The 20,328-nt window shown below is 63.6% G+C and carries 17 protein-coding genes; 10 read left to right on the top strand and 7 right to left on the bottom strand.

Going from position 1 to position 20,328, the window contains the following annotated elements:
* Positions 1-8: 8 nt before the first annotated feature.
* The 3 genes from H6718_18455 to H6718_18445 are packed head-to-tail and all read left to right on the top strand — an operon-like array spanning position 9 to position 3,259.
* Positions 9-962 carry an SGNH/GDSL hydrolase family protein gene (locus tag H6718_18455; GenBank protein MCB9587389.1) on the top strand — a complete coding sequence of 318 codons (954 nt, stop codon included), beginning with the start codon at positions 9-11 and terminating at the stop codon, positions 960-962.
* Positions 963-967: 5 nt separating this feature from the next.
* Entirely contained in the window at positions 968-2,083 is a 1,116-nt protein-coding gene (locus H6718_18450) for a GNAT family N-acetyltransferase (protein MCB9587388.1), read from the top strand.
* Positions 2,084-2,086: 3 nt separating this feature from the next.
* Positions 2,087-3,259, top strand: coding sequence for a glycosyltransferase family 4 protein (locus tag H6718_18445; protein MCB9587387.1), 1,173 nt, complete (start codon positions 2,087-2,089; stop codon positions 3,257-3,259).
* 36 nt (positions 3,260-3,295) lie between these two features.
* Here H6718_18445 and H6718_18440 read toward each other — a convergent pair whose 3' ends face one another.
* From H6718_18440 to H6718_18430, 3 genes are read right to left on the bottom strand one after another with little or no spacing between them, the layout of a single operon-like run.
* Positions 3,296-4,315 carry a YvcK family protein gene (locus tag H6718_18440; protein MCB9587386.1) on the bottom strand — a complete coding sequence of 340 codons (1,020 nt, stop codon included), beginning with the start codon at positions 4,313-4,315 and terminating at the stop codon, positions 3,296-3,298.
* 15 nt (positions 4,316-4,330) lie between these two features.
* The gene (locus H6718_18435) at positions 4,331-5,914 is read right to left on the bottom strand and encodes a hypothetical protein (protein MCB9587385.1); all 1,584 of its coding nucleotides are present in this window, start codon (positions 5,912-5,914) and stop codon (positions 4,331-4,333) included.
* Positions 5,915-5,943: 29 nt separating this feature from the next.
* Positions 5,944-7,332, bottom strand: coding sequence for a hypothetical protein (locus H6718_18430; protein MCB9587384.1), 1,389 nt, complete (start codon positions 7,330-7,332; stop codon positions 5,944-5,946).
* A gap of 105 nt (positions 7,333-7,437) precedes the next feature.
* Between H6718_18430 and H6718_18425 the strand changes: the two genes are divergently transcribed.
* The gene (locus H6718_18425) at positions 7,438-8,031 is read left to right on the top strand and encodes a hypothetical protein (protein ID MCB9587383.1); all 594 of its coding nucleotides are present in this window, start codon (positions 7,438-7,440) and stop codon (positions 8,029-8,031) included.
* A 20-nt stretch (positions 8,032-8,051) separates the two neighbouring features.
* Positions 8,052-9,194: a hypothetical protein gene (locus H6718_18420; GenBank protein MCB9587382.1), complete on the top strand. Its 1,143-nt coding sequence runs from the start codon at positions 8,052-8,054 to the stop codon at positions 9,192-9,194.
* A 73-nt stretch (positions 9,195-9,267) separates the two neighbouring features.
* Here the strand turns inward: H6718_18420 and H6718_18415 are convergent, their stop codons facing one another.
* Positions 9,268-10,494: a hypothetical protein gene (locus tag H6718_18415; protein MCB9587381.1), complete on the bottom strand. Its 1,227-nt coding sequence runs from the start codon at positions 10,492-10,494 to the stop codon at positions 9,268-9,270.
* Positions 10,495-10,610: 116 nt separating this feature from the next.
* Positions 10,611-12,068 (bottom strand): oligosaccharide flippase family protein, encoded by a 1,458-nt coding sequence (locus H6718_18410; GenBank protein MCB9587380.1) that lies wholly within the window; start codon positions 12,066-12,068, stop codon positions 10,611-10,613.
* Between the two features lie 254 nt (positions 12,069-12,322).
* On the opposite strand from H6718_18410, the gene H6718_18405 reads away from it, so the two are divergent.
* A complete protein-coding gene (locus tag H6718_18405) occupies positions 12,323-14,758 on the top strand; it encodes a response regulator (protein MCB9587379.1) in 2,436 nt (811 codons plus the stop codon).
* Between the two features lie 46 nt (positions 14,759-14,804).
* Positions 14,805-15,695, top strand: coding sequence for a response regulator (locus tag H6718_18400; GenBank protein MCB9587378.1), 891 nt, complete (start codon positions 14,805-14,807; stop codon positions 15,693-15,695).
* Between the two features lie 24 nt (positions 15,696-15,719).
* On the opposite strand, the gene H6718_18395 is transcribed toward H6718_18400, so the two are convergent.
* Both H6718_18395 and H6718_18390 read right to left on the bottom strand, forming a co-directional pair.
* Positions 15,720-16,334, bottom strand: coding sequence for a hypothetical protein (locus H6718_18395; protein MCB9587377.1), 615 nt, complete (start codon positions 16,332-16,334; stop codon positions 15,720-15,722).
* A complete protein-coding gene (locus H6718_18390; protein ID MCB9587376.1) occupies positions 16,331-16,969 on the bottom strand; it encodes a hypothetical protein in 639 nt (212 codons plus the stop codon). Before H6718_18390 ends, H6718_18395 begins: the two co-directional genes overlap by 4 nt.
* A gap of 544 nt (positions 16,970-17,513) precedes the next feature.
* Between H6718_18390 and H6718_18385 the strand changes: the two genes are divergently transcribed.
* The 3 genes from H6718_18385 (at position 17,514) to H6718_18375 (ending at position 20,313) form a co-directional block, all read left to right on the top strand.
* Complete coding sequence (locus H6718_18385; GenBank protein ID MCB9587375.1) at positions 17,514-17,819, top strand: STAS domain-containing protein; 306 nt, start codon at positions 17,514-17,516, stop codon at positions 17,817-17,819.
* A gap of 204 nt (positions 17,820-18,023) precedes the next feature.
* Positions 18,024-19,139 carry a glycosyltransferase gene (locus H6718_18380; GenBank protein MCB9587374.1) on the top strand — a complete coding sequence of 372 codons (1,116 nt, stop codon included), beginning with the start codon at positions 18,024-18,026 and terminating at the stop codon, positions 19,137-19,139.
* 112 nt (positions 19,140-19,251) lie between these two features.
* A complete protein-coding gene (locus H6718_18375) occupies positions 19,252-20,313 on the top strand; it encodes a hypothetical protein (protein ID MCB9587373.1) in 1,062 nt (353 codons plus the stop codon).
* Positions 20,314-20,328: the final 15 nt, after the last annotated feature.

Genomic DNA, 20,328 nt, shown 5'->3' with positions numbered 1-20,328 from the left:
AAATCGAAATGGGTAAAAAACTCACCGCAGGTCTCGCCGCCAGCGTGTTCATCTTCGGTGCGCTGCTCATCCCCGTGGGAGGGCAAGCACACTCCGTTCCGGATCACGGGAGCAAGTCCATGGATCTGACGTCATTCTCTGACTCCAAGCCCAGCAAGAACCTAGATCTGCTGTTCATCCACCACTCCGTCGGTGGCCAACTCCTTGCTGACCCTGGTCCTGAACGAGACCTCGCAGACAGCATCCACTCGACCCACGAGAACGGCGGCGGCCTTCGCAAGCTACTGTCTGCCGAGGGCTACGCGGTCCACGAAGTGTCCTACGGCAGCACTCTGGGAGAGAACACCGACCTCTTCGACTGGCTGCCAAAGTTCCAGACCAAGATGGATCAGATCCTGCACGCGCGCTTCAACGACGAGAAGCTGACCGACGGCGTGAACGAAGTGATCCTGTTCAAGTCTTGCTACCCGAACAACCGCTTCGTCGGCATGGGTCAGGCCCCGGGAGACGCCGCCGGCCCGGAACTCACGGTGTGGAACGCGCGCGCGACGTTCAAGAAGCTCCTCGCAGAGTTCAAGAAGCGCCCAGACAAGCTGTTCGTATACCTAACGGCACCGCCGAACGCCGCGGGCTTCGACAAGGAACCACTGCTGAAGTTGCTCGCGAAGAAGGCGATGGGGAAACCCTCCACCGCTGAGGTACTGGCCGAACGCGCGCGCCTGGCGCGTGAGTTCAACACTTGGATGGCGTCACCGGAGGGTTGGCTGAAGGACTACCCGCTGAAGAACGTGGTGGTCTTCGATTTCTACGACGTGTTGACCGGCGGTGAATCCAACTTCCTTGCGTATCCGTCGGGAGACGGCACAGATAGCCATCCGACGACCGAAGGCCAGAAACAGGCCGCCAAAGCCTTCGTCCCCTTCATCAACCGCGCGGTGCGCCGCGCTGGGCTGTCGGAGTAACAACGATGAATCGCTACGAGGCCTACCTCGCCCCTCCCGAAGAGCAGAAGTCCGTCGCCAACCTTTGGCGCGAAGGCATGAGCGACTCGCGCATCCAAGACGTGATCGAGAAGCGTCTCGCGTGGTTCTACGAGACGAACCCCGTTGGCCCGGCGAAGACGTGGTTCGTCAAGGACACCCAGGCCAACGAGCTGATCGGATGCGCCAGCGTCTATCCCCGTCGCGTGCGGGTCGGCGATCGGATCGTGAACGCTGGAGTGATGTCTGACTTCCTCGTCAGCAAGAAGCATCGCATCGCGGGGCCAGCGCTGCAGCTCCAGCGGACCCTCGCCGAACAAAGCGCGAGCGCGGGGTTTGAGTTCATCTACGGCTACCCGAACAATCTCGCTTGGCCGATCTTCAAACGCATCGGGTACGAAGCGGTCGCGCAGAGCGTGATGTGGGTCAAGCCGCTGCGTACCGGCTACAAGCTCGGTGAGCTGACCGATTCCCGCCTTGAACCGTACGTCGGCCCCCGTCTGCGGGAGAAGCTCGTACCGCCAGCGGCACGCATCGGTAGCCTGATCGGCGATCGCGTCTTGCAAGCCAATGACCTGCGCCTAGCCGTCGGCAAGCTGCGCGGCATCACGTGCGACATTCAACAACGCGCGGACGCGAGCTTCGATGCCCTGGAGTTCGCGAGCAGCGGGCTGTGTGATGTGTCCGGCGCCCGCGACTCGGCGTATCTAAACTGGCGCTACGCGGACCATCCGACGCAACGCTACTCCTTCTTCCGTATGGTGGACACCGTCAGCGGGTCGTTGCGTGGCTTCGTCGTGTTCCGCGAGGAAGAGGACAAGGTCTTCCTACTCGATGCCGTTTGGGACGGCCCGCCAGCCGCCGGTGAGGCGCTCGTCCTGGCATTCGCTCGGCGCATGTACGAAGAAGGCAAGGTCTCGATCTGCATCTACTACGCTGGCACGACCAGCGTGGTCGAGATCCTGCCAAAGCTCTTGTTCTTCCGCCGCGCGGGAGAACGAAACCTGATTGCGTACGTTCCCAAGGAACGCGACGACGCTTTCCGGAAGCGCGTGCTCACCGAAAACAGCTGGGCAATGTACGACGGCGAACTGGACATCTGACCCATGAACCTACCGCTCTCATTGGTGCAGCGTAGGCTGCGTCGCGTGCGCCCACCTAGCACTCCTCCGCGGGTGTGCATGGTCGTCAATAACCTGGATGTTGGCGGCTTAGAGAAGGTCGTGATCAGCCTGCTGAAGAACTTCGACAGGGACCGCGTCGAGCCCTTCCTCATCTGTCTAAACGGCCCGGGCAAGCTGTTTTCCGAGGTGAGTCTTCCCCCCGAGAACTGCCTAGTTCTAGAGAAGCGCCAGTTGAAGCTCGGACCGGTATCGGTAGACTTCGAAGCGCTACGGGACATCCGTCGATTCCTCGCGGATAAAAGAATCGACATCGTTCATGCCCATAACGCAGCTCCGCTGATCTACGCTGGGCTCGCTCTGCGCGGCACCTTCCCTCGCGCCTCGATGCTCTATTCCGAGCACAATCAGATCTACAGCGCGAGCGAGAGCGCTCGCAAGAAGTTCAAGCTCTACATTCGTCTGGCGGATCGCATCGTCGCCGTGAGCCACGATCTTGAGCGGACGCTGAATCGCGATGTGCGCGTGCCCCGCCCGGTTCAGGTGATCCACAACGGAATCGACGGAGAGCGTTTCCGTACGGTCGATGGCTCTGGCGTCCGCGCCGAACTCAACGTCCAGGATGGCGAGTTTCTAGTGGGCACGGGTGTCGTGCTCTCGAAACAGAAGGGCATCACGTACTTGATCGAAGCTGCGCGGGAGGTCCTCGCGAAGGCACCGCATGTACGCTTCGCTATCGCCGGGGACGGCCCGCTTCGCGCAGAGCTCGAAGCCCAAGCGAAGGACCTCGGCGACCGCTTCCGCTTCATGGGCTACCGGGGAGACATGCCCCAGGTGATTTCAGCCCTCGATTTGTACGTGTTGCCGTCGCTCTGGGAAGGACTCCCGCTCGCGCTGTGCGAAGCGCTCGCGATGGGCAAGCGTGTGCTGTGTACCAGCGTGGGGGGCAACCCCGAAGTGATCCTCGACGGGGAGAGCGGCTTCGTCGTGCCACCGAAAGACCCTGCCGCACTAGCAGAGCGCATCTTGCGAGCCGCCAACGAGCGCGAGTCGCTTCCAGATTTTGCCGCACGGAACCGGTCTCGCTTCGAGCGCTGCTTCAGTGTGCGCGCCATGATCGACGCGCATCAAGCCCTGTTCGACGACATGCTACGCTAGAGCGCGCGGACGAGCATCGGGCGACGCCCCGAAAGATCAGCGCTCTCGACCGAGGCTCGCGCGCAGGCGGGCTTCGATCTCCAGAGCGCTGGCACGCTCGCGCTCCGTCGGGAGACGAGACTCAGGCGCACCCCGGAGCTCGAGTCCGAAGAACTCGCACAGCGCTTCCGCGATGCCATCCGGGTCGTGATATCCGGGAGTAATCGCAGCGAGCGGCGCCCAGAGGTGGCGCCCGGCATCGTCGAGCGAAGCCTCGTCGAATGCGTCGTCAATCCGATCTGCGACGCGATGCGAGAGCAAGTGAACCTTCGCAGACTCGCCGCCACTGGCGATCGTGAGGTGATCCTTCAGCACACGCAGGTAGTCGGTGTCGGCGAAACCCTGGGTCTGTCGTCCCTCGTCGACCAAGTTCGCGATCAAGAGCTTTTCCGCGGGGCTTTCGCAGATGCTCTGAGCGACTTCGCCCGTCGTGATCGCCCCGAGCGTGCTGGTGTAGAAGCTCCCCGGACCCATCAACAACAGATCCGCGCGCGCGATGGCCTCGATCGCCAGCGGATTCGCGCGCAGCGCGCCGTGCACCGCAGCAACCATGGGTACTGCGTCGCGACGCTCGACGTTGCTCTCTCCTTCGACACGCCCGAGCTCGGCGTCGTACACGACCAGCACGCCTGGGGACTCAGAGACGGGCACCACCCTCCCGACGCACGCGAGTCGCTCCGCCGCCCAATCGACCGCCTGCTGAAGACTACCAGTCTCGCGAAACACACCCGCTAACGCGAGATTGCCTGCGCTGCGACCTTCGAAGCCCGGCTCCTCAAGGCGCAGCTCGAAGCGGCGCGCGAGCTCGGGGCTCTTCGCGAGCGCCGACAAGCAACGGCGCAGGTCCCCAGGGGGTGGCATGCCGAGTTCCTGGCGTAGCTTGCCCGAGCACCCACCATCGTCCGCGACGGAGATCACAGCTGTGATCTCACACTCCAAACGACGCAGAGCCTGGAGCACGACCGCCTGTCCGTGACCGCCGCCGAGAGTCACCACGTGGGGAGTGGCGCCGCGCATAACCTTCAGAGCCTATCAGGAGCCGTGGCGGACGCGGCTACGTTTCTCACGACGCCGTGTAAGGCTCATCCACGCCAAGCCGAGCAGGCCCAGCCCAGCCGCAGGAAGCCTCTGACCGGTGGGGCCCGCTGGGCTGCCAGGCGTGCGACATCCGCAGCGACCAGCGCTGCGCTCGGACCCGACAGGCCCCAGCGAACCGGGAGGCGGCGCGCCGGGATCCGGCGCCATGGGGTCAGGTGCCATCGGGTCCGCTGCATCGCTGCCGACCAAGCGCTCGGGTAACGGACGCATGGCCCGCATGGGGAAGCCTCCTTCGTAAGCGCCGATGTCTACTCTACCGTCGGTCTCACGCAGAAACGAGACACCGCCGCGCCGCGGGGGCGGAGACGAGGAGAGCGCGCTGAGTGGGTTTGGTAGCTCGAACCCGTGCGGTCCGGCGATCTGCAGTGCCCCTGCGTCGACGAGCGGGCTGTCCTTCTTGGGTCTCAGGTCGAATGCCCCGCCGGCGGCACTGAGCCCGGAGAGATCCATCAGCTTCGGGTCATCCCCCTCGAGCGTGCCGAACCATTCCTCGGGGAACTGAGAGCCCTTCGGCAACCAGTTGTTCAGGCCGATCAAGATCGGTCGACCCTCGGTCCAACTAACGCGTTCCGTCTGCAACGCCTGCACGGGCTTGCCGCCTGCCCGATAGAAGAGGTTGTTGTGCACTTCGAGAGTCTGAACGCGATCGAAGAGACGCAACACCGGGCGCGCGGCGTCTTGCAGCAAGAACGTGTTGTTGACGAAGCGGTAGCGCCCTCCGCTGTCGCCCGTGCCGTCGCCGCCGATACGCACGCTGTAGGAGTCGTTGGTCTTGCGCAGCACGTTACCCACCACGTCGCTGTCTTCCCGCGCGAGATCGGCTCGCTGACCGTCAGGGCCGATCAGCTCCAGCTCGTGGTACTTTCCGCCTTCGATCCAGTTGAAGTAGATCTCGTTGCGCTCCGCGCGGCTCTTCACGGAGTGGCCACCGCGCGCGTCGTGGATGTAGCAGTGCTGCATGCGGAAAACGGAGCCCGGGAAGCGAGTCTCGTCTGTGGCCATGTACACCGTGTGGTGCTGGTCAGCGTTTCCGCAGCGATAGAACTCGGTGTACTCGAGGAGCAACGTACCGGAACCCTCATCCGCTCCGAGGAGCCCGTGCGCAGGACAGTCGTGGATAACGGAGCTACGCAACGTGATGTCGTGGGCGTGATGAAAGAAGCAGCGGTATCCGCCTTCAGTGAGTTCGAGGTTCTCGAAGACGTAGTGATTGGCAGCAGCCTCGATAGTGTTGCGCCCACCACTGATCACGGGGAGCTTGCCGTCCACAGGTACGCCGCGGATGATGATCTTGCGATCCGCAGCTCCCGGGCGGCTGAAGACGATTCCTCCGGGATACGTGGCTCCGCCTTGAATCAGCACCAGGTCACCCGGCGCGAGCTGCTCGGCCACTTGCGCTGGGCTGGCATAGGGCTTCCCGGGGCCGACCTCGTAAACGGCTGCATGCGCGGGCAAGGCCAGGAGGGCAAACGCTGCTCCTCCCCCCCAAACCAGCGAGCGAATCGCAGAACTCGTCATCTCACCCGTGGCCTAGCATGTTGCCGAGGTCAGTCGACTGGGACGCGGTTGGCGTCTGGAGCCTGCAGGTTCACGCCACCACTGCCACTTCGCTGAGCGTCAGCGGAAGGTCCAAATGGATCGCGGTCTTGACCGTCCACGCGCTGAGGCTGCGCGGGGATTGGTTCGATGCGGCGAGGCGGAAAGCGGCCGCTGACGGAGAACATCACCAGGTTTCGGTGCAGGTTGGGCAGCGCCGTCGCGTTCGCCGGAGCGTTGAACTGCTGGAAGTGCTGATAGCGCAGCGTGAACTGCGGCAAGTCGTAGTCAGGGTACCAACCAAGAGCGACTTCACTCGTCCAGCTGTTGGAGGTCTCCGTGGAAAGGTCCTGATTGTCCTCGATCAGGCGGTTCCACGCGAAGCCGTGCCCCGTGGTGAGCAAGATGTTCGCGTCAGGGAAGATCGGAAGACTCCCGTACAGCGTTACCGTATCCGCAAGGAAAGCTTGCTGGGTCAGCAGGTTTACCGTGATCTGGTGATCGTAGTTGAGCGACGCTTGGGCCAGGTTGTAGTTCCAGAACAAGCTCGCGCCCCAGCGTGGCACCAGCGCTGTGTGGCCGTTCAAATCGTTCGCGGCGCCCCCGCCACCACGCAGCTCTGAGGACCAATCTTGAGCAAGGTCGCGGCGATACCGCGCGATGCCCTGGATGATCAGCTGCTCATCGGTGGGCGTACCGTCGATTTCGTCGACGTGAAAGAAGCTGGTGGTGAGGTCGAAGCCCCATGAGTCATACCCGACCAAGTAGTCCGCCCCGAGGCCAGCGCTCAGATCATAGCGGTTCGGCTCCGGCGCGGGCGTATCCGTGGGGATAATCAATCCATAGCCCAACGTCTGGCGCCCGTTCCACCGCTCACTGAATGCATGGGTCCATTGCTCGGTGGCGTTGATGTTTACGTGAGTCGCGCGCCCATCGGCTTGCGCGGCGCCCGCGGCGACCGGAGTCTGCAAGTTGGCGAGGGCGTTCGTCGTACGCGAGGCGCCGAGACTCAGCAGTAGCTCATCGCGACCGCTGAGCGCCCAGAGCCCACTCCCCTGAACCACGTCGCCGTCGCTATTCGCATCGGAGTGGCCGAAGTAGAAAGTGAACGGGTGACCATAGGAGATCAGGTAGCGGTGGCGTGGTGAGTCGCTGTAGAGCTGGAGACCCGGCGTCAGTGTGCTGAACCAAACGGAGATGGGCGGGGAAGCACCGCCGACGGGATCGTCCGCGGTCCCCAGCATGTTGTCCGTGTATCCGATGCTCGCGTCCCCGGACAGGTGCAGGGTCGTTTGAGCGAGAGCGGACGACGTGGAGGTAAGCGCCCAACAAGCTCCGAGTCCGCCGAGAAGCGCGCGCACAAGACGGCGCGAGTCACGGGCGGTGGACGCAAGACGCATGGCGACCGCGTTTACCACGGCTACGTCAGGCGCCCAGCACTTTGCCACCCGACCTCTGCGGAAAAGCCTGTACGGACGTCTGGACGCGGGCAATTCTAGACGCTGGTGGAAGCAGGTAAGAGCAAGCTCGAGAGTCTCGGAATCCCCCCGATCACACCTGGGGAAACGCCGGAGGCCTATGCGGAATTCTTCCGCGCCGCGAGGAAGCTGCGAACGCTCGGCCTCAAGACCATCGCACTCATCCCCTCGGATGACCGCGTCGCGATCCCACCGGTGGCCATCCAGCTCGCGCTGGCATTGAGCCACGCGGCCGAACAGACAGTGAACGTCCTCGACGCAAACACTCGGCACCCGGCGCTCTCCGGATTGGCCAGCAAGTTAGAGGAACGCACCCAGCGCCGCGGATTCGTCACGACCTGGATTGCCGATCGCGTGACCGTGACCACGCCTCCCAGCCGCCTCGCGGGCTTGAACTTGGTCGAGCTCGAAGAAACCTTGGATCGAGATCGCCAACGCTATGGTTGCGTGCTGATCGACTTCACCGGATTCGAGAAGCTGGGCGAACACGTGCGCGCCTATCAAATCGTCGATGGGGTGCTGATCGTGGCCCGCACCGGCAAGACCAAGGAGCGCGATCTGCTCGCGCGGCACGCGGAAGTTCCGGACGAAAAAGCCTTGGGTGTCTTGCTCATCGGGTGAAGTTTGGTACTCGACACAGCATGCTGGCCCGTCTCCGCGACAAACACTTCGACCGCTGGCTCCCCGGCTACCTGAAGCACCTCGCCAAGGCGCCGTTCTCAGGCGCAGGGAGCTCGGGCACGCGCCACGTGCTGTTTGCGTTCTGCGATCACTACGAGCCGCTGTGGGCCGGCTCGACGGGCAAGGCAGACACCGCCACCGGGCAGCGCCGGGTGGACCAATGGCATGAACTCTACCCAAAACTGGCGAACGAGTACGTGGATGCGGATGGTCGCCACCCGCAGCACTCGTTCTTTTTCCCCGGGGAAGAGTACCATCCTGGTTTCTTCGACAAGCTGGATGACCTCGTGCGCCGCGGCTACGGTGAAGTAGAGCTACATCTACATCATCACGCCGACACCGAGGCAACTCTCGAGGCCAAGATCCGCGAGGCACTGACAACTTACGCCGAACGCGGCCATTTCGCGCGCGGCGCGGACGGCAGCCCGCGCTACGCCTTCATTCACGGCAACTGGGCCCTCGCCAACGGCCGCCCAGACGGAAAGCAATGCGGCGTCGACGCGGAGCTCCCGCTGCTGTTCCGCACGGGTTGCTACACGGACATGACCTTCCCGTCGTGCCCGGACGTCACTCAGCCCGGGTTGGTGAACGAAATCTACTGGCCCATCGGCGATCTCAACCGCAAGCGTGCCTACGAGTACGGGATCTCCGCTCAAGTTGGGCACTCCCTCAAGGACCGCCTGCTGATGATCACCGGTCCCCTGGGCTTCGCGTACAACCCCAAAAAGAAGCGCCCTCGTCTCGAATACGGCGCGGTCACGGCGGAAGACCCGGGCAGTGTCAGTCGGGTGAAGAGCTGGGTGAACGCGAACATCCACGTCGCCGGCCGGCCGGAGTGGATCTTCGTCAAGGTCTACACCCACGGCGCACCGGATCGCCAAGCCGAGTCGCTGCTTGGAGCTGGCGGTCATGCGCTGCACAAGGCGCTCGCCGAGTTCAACGACGGCAAGCGGTTCAGGCTCCACTACGTAACCGCGCGGGAGATGTACAACATCGCTCAAGCCGCCATGGCCGGCAAGTCGGGGGACGCTAACGACTACCGCGACTTCGAGCTCGCCCCTCCCCCCATCCGCGCGGAATCAATCAGCGCCGCGGCGGAATAGTCAGTGCACGACTAGTCGATCGCCACCCACGGGTTTGGGGGTGAGGAACACCGCCCAGCGACCGAGCACCGCCTCAAGGCTTCGTTTCAAGGATGCGCTTGGCGGCAGCTTGAACCTTCTCGCTCGAGTCGTTTTCGAACGTTTTGGCGAAGGTCTTTGCGTCGCTGTCGAAGCGGCGGAGACAGTGCAGGGCAGCCACGCGGGCATGCTCGAGGTTGCCGGTGACTTCGACCAGCTTGCGCAACACCGCCTTGGCCTTGGTCTTCGTGTCGCCGTCCGCGCTGTCCTCTTCCAATAGGCCGCAGATGCCGCTCTCCCAGCTCACTTCTTGAACCTTGCCTGTGGACGCGAGCCCCTGTGCCCTGGATAAGAGCAGTGGCCACTGCTCGCTACAGGGAACGCTCAACGTGCGGGAGCCTGAGGTGCCAATCAACCACCCCGCGGTCGCTTCGTAGACTTCACCCGTGTCGTCGATCAGCTCCGCCCAGACTTTGCAGTTGTTCTTCTCGCGCTCCTTGTCGTGCCGGATCCGGCGCAGACCGCTTGCGGCTTCGTGGCGCACGTCAGGAACCTTGTCGGTCTTCGCCAACTCCACGATGAGATCGTAGAGCTGCGGGTTGCGGCCAAGTACCGCCGCTGCGAACTCACCTCGGCACTCGGACGTCGGGTGCTCCTTGAGCAGCGCCTTGGCGCGCTCCTCGAGCCCGAAGTCTGCGGTCTTCACGCTGGCCGCTTGCATGGCAATCCCGGCGCACATCGCAGGCTCCTTCTCGCGCTCGAAGGCGTCGAAGAGGACCTTGGCGAGCGCTGGATCGCTGGTGCCGGTGATGCCGTCCGAGGAGAGACCCACTGCCGCGAGGAAAACGATCTTGGGATCCTTGTCCTCGAGCAGGCGCATCAGGTCGTGCTGATGATCGTTGATCGGCTCGAACAGATACTCATGCCAGCCAGCGAGGGCCTTGCAGTTTTCATTCAGCACCTTGCCATTCCACGAGCAGGCGCTGGCGACCTTCTTCATGCGCGCCAAGAGCTCTGGATCGATCGCCGCAGCCGCGGGGGATGCGCTCGGAGCGGCGCTGGGCGCTTCGCTCGCAACAGGCAGCGGCGCCGCGCTCGGAGCGGCGGCTGACGCGACTGCCGCGGCGCTCGGAGCGGTTGGCGCGCTGGGAGCGGCAGCGGCACTAGCAGACACCGGCTCAGCGCTGGCTGCGCTGTCCCCCGACGGCTTGTCGTTACACGCGGCGACGCCGAGCAACGAAGCAAACAACCCCACACGCCCAAGCCTCCCCAAGTGCGCCATTGTCACGAGCATTGGCTAGCGGAGGTGAAACCGCGCGGCAAGCTCCCTCCGCGGGCGCCCGCGTCGTCGGGCGGTGCTAGCCGCGATCATCCCAGCGATGCCCCCTTCGCGGGGCCCTAACGCTTCAGCGCGCCGCGCAGCAGGCTGATGAGCTCGCGGCTCTGAGCACCTGCGAAGACGAACGCCCCCACGACGTAAGCCACGGCGCCCGAGGCGATCTCCACGACCAGCGCCGCCCAAGCGTTCCAGCTCGGCGAATGCAAACCGTAGCGAATCGCCAGCACCACGACCACCATCGGAACGCAGGCGAGCAAGGGCCGGCCGATGGGCTTCAGCAGATGCGACATCGGCACCTGATCCTGCGCCTTGATCACCCAAATGCTCGCGAGCGCGTGAGTTCCGAACGCCATACCCACGGCTGTACACGCCCACAACGGCCCCAGCCAACGGGCGAAGATGTAGACGAAGACCAAGATGCCGACAGCCTTCACGGCCTCCAAGATCATGATCACTCGAGGTCGCAGCGTGGCCTGCAGGTAGGAGCTGATGAGCCAGCCCACCGGGCGCACGATGGAGAGCACGCTGAGCAGCACCAGCATGCTGCCTACCAGGTTCCAGTTTGGCTTGAGGAACGCCCGCTGAAGACTATGGGCCACAGCGCCGAGGCCCACGGCGAGAGGGAACACGATCAGCGCGAGCAGCCCAGAGGCCCGCGCCAGCGCGCGCTTCTGCGCATCGGAGTCTGGCAGCTTCGCGAAAGAGGGCAGGAGCACGTCGCCGATATGCTCACCGACCTGTGCTGCCGGGATGTCAGCGATGTTGTACGCAAAGTTGTACTGACCAACGACGCCCGTCCCGAGCACCTTGCCGACGATCAGGTTGTCCCACTTGGCCGAGCCGAAGTGAAGAATATTCCCTATGGAAATAGGCAACCCGAAGTTGATCAGCTCGCGCGTGGTCTTCCAACTGATCCGCGTCGGAGTCAGCCACATCGCGCGCTCGGCGCTCAGTGTCAAGATCGACAGCGTCACCATCGAACGCATGATTGAGGCGTAGACCAGCGACTTGGCACCGTAACCCATGAACGCCAGCGTGAGCGCACCGCCAGCGTACATGAACTCACCGCTCATCTGGCTGAGCCCAAGCACCTTGAAGCGCATTTCCCGTGCGAGAATGCGACCCGGAATGAAGCTGACGCGATCCATCGCCACGGCCAGTGCCACGCCGCTTATGTAGAAGCCGAGGTCCGGCGTAGCGTAAACCTTGGCGAAGTACCCCCCTAAGAGCACCACTGCGAGCAGCGCCAGCCAGCCTACGGTGATGTGATAGAAGGTCGCGTGGAAGGCGACGTCTTTCCCAGCCTTCGGATTGGCAACCAGGTACTGCCCGAAGCCCAAGTAGGTCGCCATGTTTGCGGTGTAGACGATGATCATCGCAACGTTCGCTTCGCCGTACTGCTCAGGTGTGAGCAGCGCTGCGAGCACGATGTTGGCGACCAACCCAACGAGACGTCCGCCGACGCTGCTGGTAATCGTCCACAGCGCCCCAAGCACGGCGCGATACGCTAGCGACACGTGACCCCCACGCGACAGACCGCCGCCCGCCTTTGGGTTTGGCGACGCTGGGCGACGTGCAGATTGAGCAGAGAATGCTTCAAGGTAGCGGGCGGCGTTAGCACCTCGTAGCCCCCGGCTCAAACTCGCTGAGCACCCAAGGCTTCCGTCGAGCTTCCACATGGGGATTGTGACGGAGCTCGGCGGAAGCCAGGCAGCTGAAAGAACTTGCAGTAGCCCCGGCTCTCCCGACTTGTGCGAGGCTCACGGCGCTCATGACGGAAACCACAGAAGCCCTTCCGGCACGACCCGCGAGGCTGCCAGAGCCGAGTCGCCTATTTCGGCTGCTCGGCCCACTGCTGACGATCGCCTCGATCGCCGTCTTCGAGCTCGCCGATCAGTTTGGCCTCAGGATCCCCAACCCTCCTGCCATCTTGATGACGTTGGTGGTTTTCTCCGCCTTCACCGGCGGAGGACGCGTCGGGATCTTCAGTGGCTTGGTCACCTGCGGCTACCTCGCGATTTTCTACTCGGAAACTGGGCTCAAGCTCTCCTACGCCGAGGAGAACCTGCTGCGCGTGCTGGTGATCATTGTCACCGTCCCGGCCATCGTCGTGATGGCCGCGATGTCGAAGAAGCGCGGCGACCGACTGGCGCGCGAAGCCCTGCGGATGGAGCAGCAACACTCCGCGAGGTTGCGCGAGCTGCTACAGGAGAAGGACAGGGCCGAGGTCGAGCTGCGACTCGCGAAGGAAGCGGCCGAGGCCGCGAACGTCGCCAAGAGTGAGTTCTTGGCCAACGTGAGCCACGAGATCCGCACGCCGATGAACGGCATCATGGGGATGACGGAGCTCGCCCTCGACACGGAACTGACGCGAGAGCAACGCGAGTACCTGGACACCGTTCGCGGTTCCGCGGACGCCCTTCTCACGGTGATCAATGATGTCCTCGACTTCTCACGAATCGAGGCCGGAAAGCTGGATCTCGACTCCGCTCCGTTCGACGTGCGGACGGTCGTGGACGAGGTGATGCGCTCCCTGGCTCTGAGGGCTCACGAGAAAGGCCTCGAGCTGTGCTACGCGGTGGAGCATGGCGTACCGCCGACCCTCGTCGGCGACGCGGGTCGACTACGTCAGGTTCTGGTCAACCTCGTCGGCAACGCCGTGAAGTTTACGGACAAGGGCGAGGTCGTGGTGCGCGTGTCAGCGAAGGTCGGAACACAGACGATGGAAGTCGGTTTCAGCGTCACCGACACCGGCCCGGGTATCCCCGCGGAGAAGATGAAACGCATCTTCGAGCCGTTCACCCAAGCCGATGGGTCCGTCACACGGCGCCATGGCGGAAGCGGGCTTGGCCTCTCGATCTCCACGCGCCTCGTGGAGATGATGGGCGGGCAGCTCGCGGCGCAAAGCGAGCCGGGAAAGGGCAGCGTGTTCAGCTTCGGTTTGCTGGCTGGGCTCGAGGGCGCGCCCAGTCTTCGGCGAGGCACCGTTCCACCGTCTGAACTGAGCGGGCGCCGCGCGCTGATCGTGGAGGACGTGGAGACCAGCAGCGAGATTCTTGGGCGCGAGCTGGAAGAATGGGGGATGTTCTCGGACTGTGCGGTGAGCAGCGAGGACGCGCTGCGTCTCCTGGAGGCTGCCAAAGGCCACACCTCGCGCTACGACTTGTTGCTCGTGGATACCACGCTGCCCGGGATGAGTGGCTTCGCACTGGTCGAAGAGCTCCATCGTCGCGAAGTTTTGATCCCGACGGTGATGATGCTGAATACGCCGAACCGTAGTGTGGATGCCGCCCACTGCCGCCGACTCCACGTTCCCGACTACGTGACCAAGCCGGTGAAGCCGTCGCGGCTCGTGGAAGCGGTAATCGACGCCATGCGCGGAGTGCCTCGCGGCGCCGGGAGCGTGCGCATACCCAACCAGGTGACGCGGGCGCTCTCGGTGTTGGTCGCAGAAGACAACCTGGTCAACCAGCGCTTGATGCGCCGGCTCTTCGAGAAGCAGGGGCACCGCGTGAAACTGGTCGCCGACGGACTATCGGCGATCGAGGAGCTCAGGAAGGACGACTATGACCTCGCGCTGGTGGACCTGATGATGCCCGGCTGCGATGGCATCACCGCTGTTAGAAAGGCGCGAGAGTTCGAGGCAGACGGCACGCGTCATCTTCCGATCATCGCGGTAACCGCGCATGCGATGCGAGGAGATCGGGAGCGCTGCCTCAACGCGGGATTCGACGCCTACCTGACCAAACCCATTCGCGTGGCCGAGCTGTTCGACACGGTGGACTCGGTGGTCCCCGATTCGTACGGCGAAACCAAACCAATGCCGTCCGTGGTGTTCAGCCCGGTGCCCTTTAGTGGCGAAGCGGAAGCCTTCGACGCGGAAGTGCTGATTCAGCATGCCGCAGGGGATCGAGAACTCGCGGGCGAGCTGGTGGAAGTCTTCCTCGAAGAATACCCCGGCTGGCTGGCCGAGATGCGCAAAGGCATCGAGGCTGCGGACGGTGAGTCCGTGCGACGCGCCGCTCACACCCTGAAAGGCGCGGTGGACCACTGTGGTGCCTCTTCAGCATTCGACCTCGCCCTGGTCGTGGAGCGCATGGGGCGAGACGACGACATGACCGGCGCACACGTGGCATTTCAGGAGCTGAGCGCGGAGCTTTCCCGTCTAGAGCCCGCGCTGAGGAAGTTTTTGACCAACTCCCACTGACCCAGGCCTGTACGCCGCAGCGTGTCGCGATAAGCTCCCCCTGCTCATGGCCCAACGCATCCTCGTCGTCGATGACTCGCCGCTCGATCGCAAGCTGGCAGGTCGCCTGCTCGAGAAGGCAGGTTTCGAGACGAGCTTCGCGGAAAATGGCGCTCAGGCTCTCGAGTCGATAGCAGACGCACGGCCCGATCTCGTCCTCACCGACATGATCATGCCCGAGATGGACGGGCTGAAGTTGGTCGAGACCGCTCACGCGCGTTTCCCCGCGTTACCGGTCATCTTGATGACCGCGCACGGCAGCGAGTCCGTGGCCGTGAAGGCGCTCCGGAAGGGCGCGACGAGCTACGTGCCCAAGCGCGATCTGGCGCGGGAGCTCGCGTCCACCATCCGTGACGTCCTCGAGCTCACGCGGCCTGCCCGGGATCAGCGTCGGGTTCTGGATCTAATCGCGGAGACCCAGACCACATTCGAGGTCGGTAACGCGCCGGGCGAGCTCGCCGCACTCGTGCGCCACCTGGAATCAGACCTCGCGGAAATGCGCTGTTTCGACGACACCACGCTACTTCAGGTGGGAGTTGCCCTTCGCGAGTCCCTCGCCAACGCGGTCTACCACGGAAACCTCGAACTCGATTCCAAGCTGCGCGAGCTCGATGGAGGTGAGTGGGACCGCGCGGCGCAAGAGCGCATGCAGACGGAGCCCTTCGCTTCACGTAAAGTGCGCGTCGTGGCGCGCATCACGCGCAGCGACGTCGAGTTCCTGGTTCAAGATCAGGGACGCGGCTTTGACCCCAGCTCCCTGCCCGATCCTGAGGATGCGGCGAGCCTGGATCGCGTTCATGGACGCGGGTTGCTGTTGATTCGGACGTTCATGGATGAAGTGATCCATAGCGCCCGCGGCAACGAGATCCGCATGACCAAGCGCCTCGCCCGCGCCTAGTGACCGCGGCGGGTTGGACACGCGCTAGCGGTCTAGCTCGATGCGCACTTTCGGAGACCGAAGCCACTCGGCTTGCACCGGTCCATCCTGCTCGGCGCTAGCTGACTGCCCTGCGTCCGGCTCCGTTGACGGCCCGGCGTCCGAGCCCGGCGCGCGGTCGCCCGCTGGAGATCCCTGGGGAGACTGTGGGATGCTTTGGAGCCGTGAGGCTTGAACGCCGTCGGCGACCAACAGCGCGTGAAGTGCTTCCCCTGCGGGTGCGTCCCAAACGAGGAGTCGCAGCCGACTTTGCGCCAGCCTCCCCACCGCCGCGCAGCGTCCGAGTTGCTCCAAGCTCTGTTCGAGGCTCGCTTGCATGCGAGCTTCTTCGTAGTCAAAGCTCGGCGGCTTCACCCCGGGGCATGCCAGGAGCACACCCTTGCCAAAGTCGAGCCCAGCCACTCCCAGAGCTTGCCGCGCGGCAACAGCATGCTCTCCGTCTTGTACGAATGGCGCCGGTTCTCCGCTCGCCTCATACGCCATGGCGTTACTACGCGTGATCGGTGCCACCGGCGGCGGACCGTCGTCTTGCTGCACGGTGCCACACGCGAGCAACGAGAGCGGGCCAAGGAGTAAGCTGAGGAGCGGGACGCGTTTCATTGCGCAGGCGGGGTGGAAGTGATTAGAGGTAGCAGGTCCCGCACTCCGATCGAGAAGAAGTCGACTGCCCACCCTGCTGCGGTCAGCCGCAATACATGACCGAGCCACCGCATGCCTCGCTCACCAAAGTGCTCGAGTAGTTTCGGCCCGAGTCGCAGCAAGAGGAACGACAAGCCGAGCGCTACGCACACCGCGCTGAGGGTGACCCCACGCCGCCAAAGCTCTTGGGTCTCGCCCGAGTAGATCACCACCGTTCCCAGCACGGGCGCTGCCGCCAAACCCGAAAGCGAGAGCTCTTGGGCAAGCTCTCTAACGCCTGGTGTCTCTGGCCACCCACCACCGAGGGGTCGGTTTCGCAGGACCTCGCTCAGGCAGAGTGCCAGCACGAGTAGGGAACACGCAGCGCGGAAACCCCCGGTCTTGATCCCAACGTACAGCACGACGTGGTTCCCTATCCACGCGCCAGCCAACAGCAGCGCCAAGGAAAGCAAGCAAGCGCGTCGAATCGCGGCTCTGCGTTCACTCTCCGCCAGCGCATCCCCAAGCAGCGCAAGGGAGCCGCTCAGGCGAATCGGATTGGCAACGCCCAGCACGGAGACCAGTACCAGGGCCCAATAGGTCAGGACTTCGCGCACGCAGGTCTTCTCCTCGCCAACACATCCCATACGTCGGCCCCCGCCCCATGCGAGTCACGTGAGCTGTCGCGACGCCCATCGCTGCATACCACCAAAACCGCAGTGGCGACCTCACACGCGAGACCGGCAAGGCGACCGACACGTCAGAAGGCGACCGACAAGTCAGCAAGGCGACCGACAAGTAGCAAGGCGACGACAGTCGGGCGCAGACAAGTGAACACGCGCCCCGGCCTGCTCACGCGAAACACGAACCGCCCTGGTGAGCAACGAGCGGCCCCGCCAGTCCTGTAAGCGGCCTGTGAAGCGAGGAAGGGAGCACCGAAACGCCGCCGGATCCATCCCGTGACCCGAGGCTTTTGTGTTGGGCGCCACTGGCCGCACGTGCCTATACTGCGCGGCGAGTGTGGTTAGCGCTGCTGGGCGCCAACCATCGCAACGCCGACGCTGCGAGAGCCGCGGACGGCCACCGCAGCAAGCCGGCGCCCGCCGGCAAAAGATCCTTTCCGAGCCAGTCCCGAGGTGTAGGCTAGCCGGTGGAGAAACGATGGAGTTCAAGCGTTCCAAACAAGGCGAGATCACGCTGCTGGAGATCTCCGGAGAGTTCGACGCCACGACCGCGCCGGAAGTCCGGCCGCAGATGGACGCGGTGGCAGACGAAAAGCCCAAGCAGGTAGTTCTCGATCTAGCGAAGCTACGCTTGATCGACAGCTCCGGAGTCGGAGCGATCGTTGCTCTATTCAAGCGCGTCCGAGCCAATGGCGGTCATTTCGAGGTGCGCGGTGTGACTGGCCAACCGCTCAGCATTTTTCAGGTTCTTCGCTTGGACAAGGTGTTCGGCCTTCAGAGCTAGCAGAAGGGTGAACACACCCTGCACCAACACAACCGTGCCCACGCACATCTCGACCAGCTCAGGCTCTCGAAAAACCCACTTCATGGGGCTTTGTGAGAGCCCGGTTCGAGTGTCCGCGCGTGGAAGCACGCAGGTTGCCCATGCGGAGTGGCTTTGCGCGTCTTGATCGCGACGAAGATATTCCCGAGTGAGCGTAACCCGAACATGGCGCCGTTCAACCGCCATCAGTTCGTCGCGCTGTCGAAGCTGTGTGAGGTGGACCTATTCGTATGCCACCCTTGGTTCCCCGGGGAATCGCTCGTAAGTCGTTTCCGACATGGAGAGGCACTGCCAGATATCCGCGCGAACACAAGCGTTGACGGCTTCACCTACCACCAGCAACGCGTCTTCCACGTGCCCAAGGTTGGGCATCCACTCGCCGGCCTGACCTACGCAACATCGTTGTTCCCTCGCATCCGCCACTTGCGAGGCAAGGTGGACGCGGTGCTCGGCGCGTTCGCCTACCCGGACGGCTTCGCCGCCGTGCTGCTCGGGAAGGCATTGGGCGCGCCTGCAACGATCAAGGTACACGGCACAGATATCAACTTGCTGGGCAGCATGCCGACACTACGCCCACTGGTCAGTTGGGCCTTACGGGAGGCGGACGCTGTGATTGGTCCGAGTCAGGCCCTGATTGACCGAGCAGTCGAACTCGGTGCCGACCCTAGGACAAGCCACTGCGTCATGAACGGCGTGGACAAGGAGCTGTTTCGGCCACGCGATCGCGAAGCGTGTCGTCGCGAGCTAGGGATCACCAGCAACAAACCCTGGGTCGTGTTCATTGGGCTGATGATCGATCGGAAAGGCGGTCGAGATGCCCTTGCGGCCTTTCGCCAGCTCCATCAGCGGCGGGGCGATGTGGAGCTGATCATGTTGGGCGATGGGCCCGCCCTGGACGCTTACCGTGCGGAGGCAGCGGGCCTCCCAGTGCATTTCCCGGGGCGGCTGGATCATGAGGCGATCCCCACTTGGATCGGTGCTTCCGATGTCATGACGCTCCCCAGCTGGGCTGAAGGAACACCCAACGTGATCATCGAGTCGCTGGTGTCAGGACGTCCGGTCGTCGCCTCGAACGTGGGTGGAATTCCAGCCTTGCTGAACCACCCAACCCTGGGAGAGTGCGTGCCCGCCCGAGACCCCAAGGCGCTCGCTGACGCCCTCGAGCGTGCGCTGAGTCGCACTCACGACCCACTCGCCATCGCGAAACAAGCGGGTTTCGGCGACTGGAGAGAAAGCGCTCAATCGGTCTTGGACGTCTTGACCGCGTCCCGCACTCGGTGAGTGGCCGGGCGACCTGACCCCCGCGAAGAGGCGCACTCGCAAGCCGCTCAGGGGCGACGCGGCAGGAGGATTTGCGCGACGCGGCGGCGACTCGACGCTACCCTGCCGCCAAGTGTCTCGTTCCTGGATCGACGACGAACCCGGTTGGGCCGACGCTAAGCAAGAGCTTCGCTGCGTCTATGCTCGGCTGCGGGTGCGTTGGAAGCTAGCGCTGTTGATCACATGCGTGATCACCGTGCTGGGCGTTGGGTACCGGGCGCGAAAACAACGCACGTTCGAGTCAACCGTCGTGATGCGTGTCACCGAGGTGGACTTGGACATGAGCACCGCTCCCCCTACTAGCAACCAGCTCCAGCAGCACTTGAGCGAGGTTGCGCTGTCCCGCCGGGCGTTACTCAAGCTGATAGCCGACAACAACTTGTATCCGAGCGAGTACCGCATCGACCCAAACTTGGCGCTCGAACATTTCCGCGAAGATATAGAGCTGTACGTCGTGAGTAACTACTTCGCCAGAGAGCGGTACAGCGAAGACCCCCCACGTTCCGCGCGGATCGCTATCACCTACACTGGTGTCGACCCGGAGCAAACGTTGGCCGTGGTGCGGCAGCTCGGAAAACAGGTGGAAACGGAGCAGCAGAACGCCCGACAAAGCGTCTCCCTGGAGGCCGCTCACACCGCAGAGCAAGCACTCGACATTCTGCGCGCACAGCTGCTCAAGGCTCGCCAGCGCGAAGCAACTATCAAGTTGGACCTGCCTAGACTCGAAGGGTCGGAGCAGGAAGAGTCGAAGCTCGAACTCGTGCGCCTCGCGTCGCAGATAGAAGAGCTGCAGCGCAACATCAAAATCCACACCGAACGCGGAACCGATTTCCAACTGCGGAGCCAGTTCGAGGGCGAAGCCATGGGACTGCGGTTCGAAGTCGTGGACCCGGGAAAGCAATCCCGGGTCCTCCTGACGAATCGCGAGGTGCTCGTCATCTTCGCCATCTCGTGCTTTCTGTTCGTGTTCCCCGTCGCAGCCGTTGGCGTCGGAACATTCGATTCCCGCGTCCGCGACGTGAACAGCCTGAGACGCCTCGGTTTGGAACCCTTTGGGCACATCCCGACCTTCAAAGGCGTCGATCGCGGCTCGTTCGTCGCGCGCACCAAGGCCTCCGTAGCCCACAACACGTGAACCACCAAAGCTGAC

The sequence above is a fragment of the Polyangiaceae bacterium genome (assembly GCA_020633205.1).
In the GTDB taxonomy this organism is placed as follows: domain Bacteria; phylum Myxococcota_A; class Polyangia; order Polyangiales; family Polyangiaceae; genus JAHBVY01.
The sequence above is the reverse complement of the archived record's forward strand: the minus strand, read 5'-3'. Positions and strand labels throughout refer to the sequence as shown.

Coding starts and splice junctions, on each gene's coding strand:
- H6718_18445 (MCB9587387.1), top strand. CDS start 2,087: ATGAACCTACCGCTCTCATTGGTGCAGCGTAGGCTGCGTCGCGTGCGC.
- H6718_18405 (MCB9587379.1), top strand. CDS start 12,323: ATGACGGAAACCACAGAAGCCCTTCCGGCACGACCCGCGAGGCTGCCA.
- H6718_18450 (MCB9587388.1), top strand. CDS start 968: ATGAATCGCTACGAGGCCTACCTCGCCCCTCCCGAAGAGCAGAAGTCC.
- H6718_18420 (MCB9587382.1), top strand. CDS start 8,052: ATGCTGGCCCGTCTCCGCGACAAACACTTCGACCGCTGGCTCCCCGGC.
- H6718_18415 (MCB9587381.1), bottom strand. CDS start 10,494: ATGGCGCACTTGGGGAGGCTTGGGCGTGTGGGGTTGTTTGCTTCGTTG.
- H6718_18395 (MCB9587377.1), bottom strand. CDS start 16,334: ATGAAACGCGTCCCGCTCCTCAGCTTACTCCTTGGCCCGCTCTCGTTG.
- H6718_18435 (MCB9587385.1), bottom strand. CDS start 5,914: ATGACGAGTTCTGCGATTCGCTCGCTGGTTTGGGGGGGAGGAGCAGCG.
- H6718_18400 (MCB9587378.1), top strand. CDS start 14,805: ATGGCCCAACGCATCCTCGTCGTCGATGACTCGCCGCTCGATCGCAAG.
- H6718_18430 (MCB9587384.1), bottom strand. CDS start 7,332: ATGCGTCTTGCGTCCACCGCCCGTGACTCGCGCCGTCTTGTGCGCGCG.
- H6718_18440 (MCB9587386.1), bottom strand. CDS start 4,315: ATGCGCGGCGCCACTCCCCACGTGGTGACTCTCGGCGGCGGTCACGGA.
- H6718_18385 (MCB9587375.1), top strand. CDS start 17,514: ATGGAGTTCAAGCGTTCCAAACAAGGCGAGATCACGCTGCTGGAGATC.
- H6718_18455 (MCB9587389.1), top strand. CDS start 9: ATGGGTAAAAAACTCACCGCAGGTCTCGCCGCCAGCGTGTTCATCTTC.
- H6718_18380 (MCB9587374.1), top strand. CDS start 18,024: ATGGCGCCGTTCAACCGCCATCAGTTCGTCGCGCTGTCGAAGCTGTGT.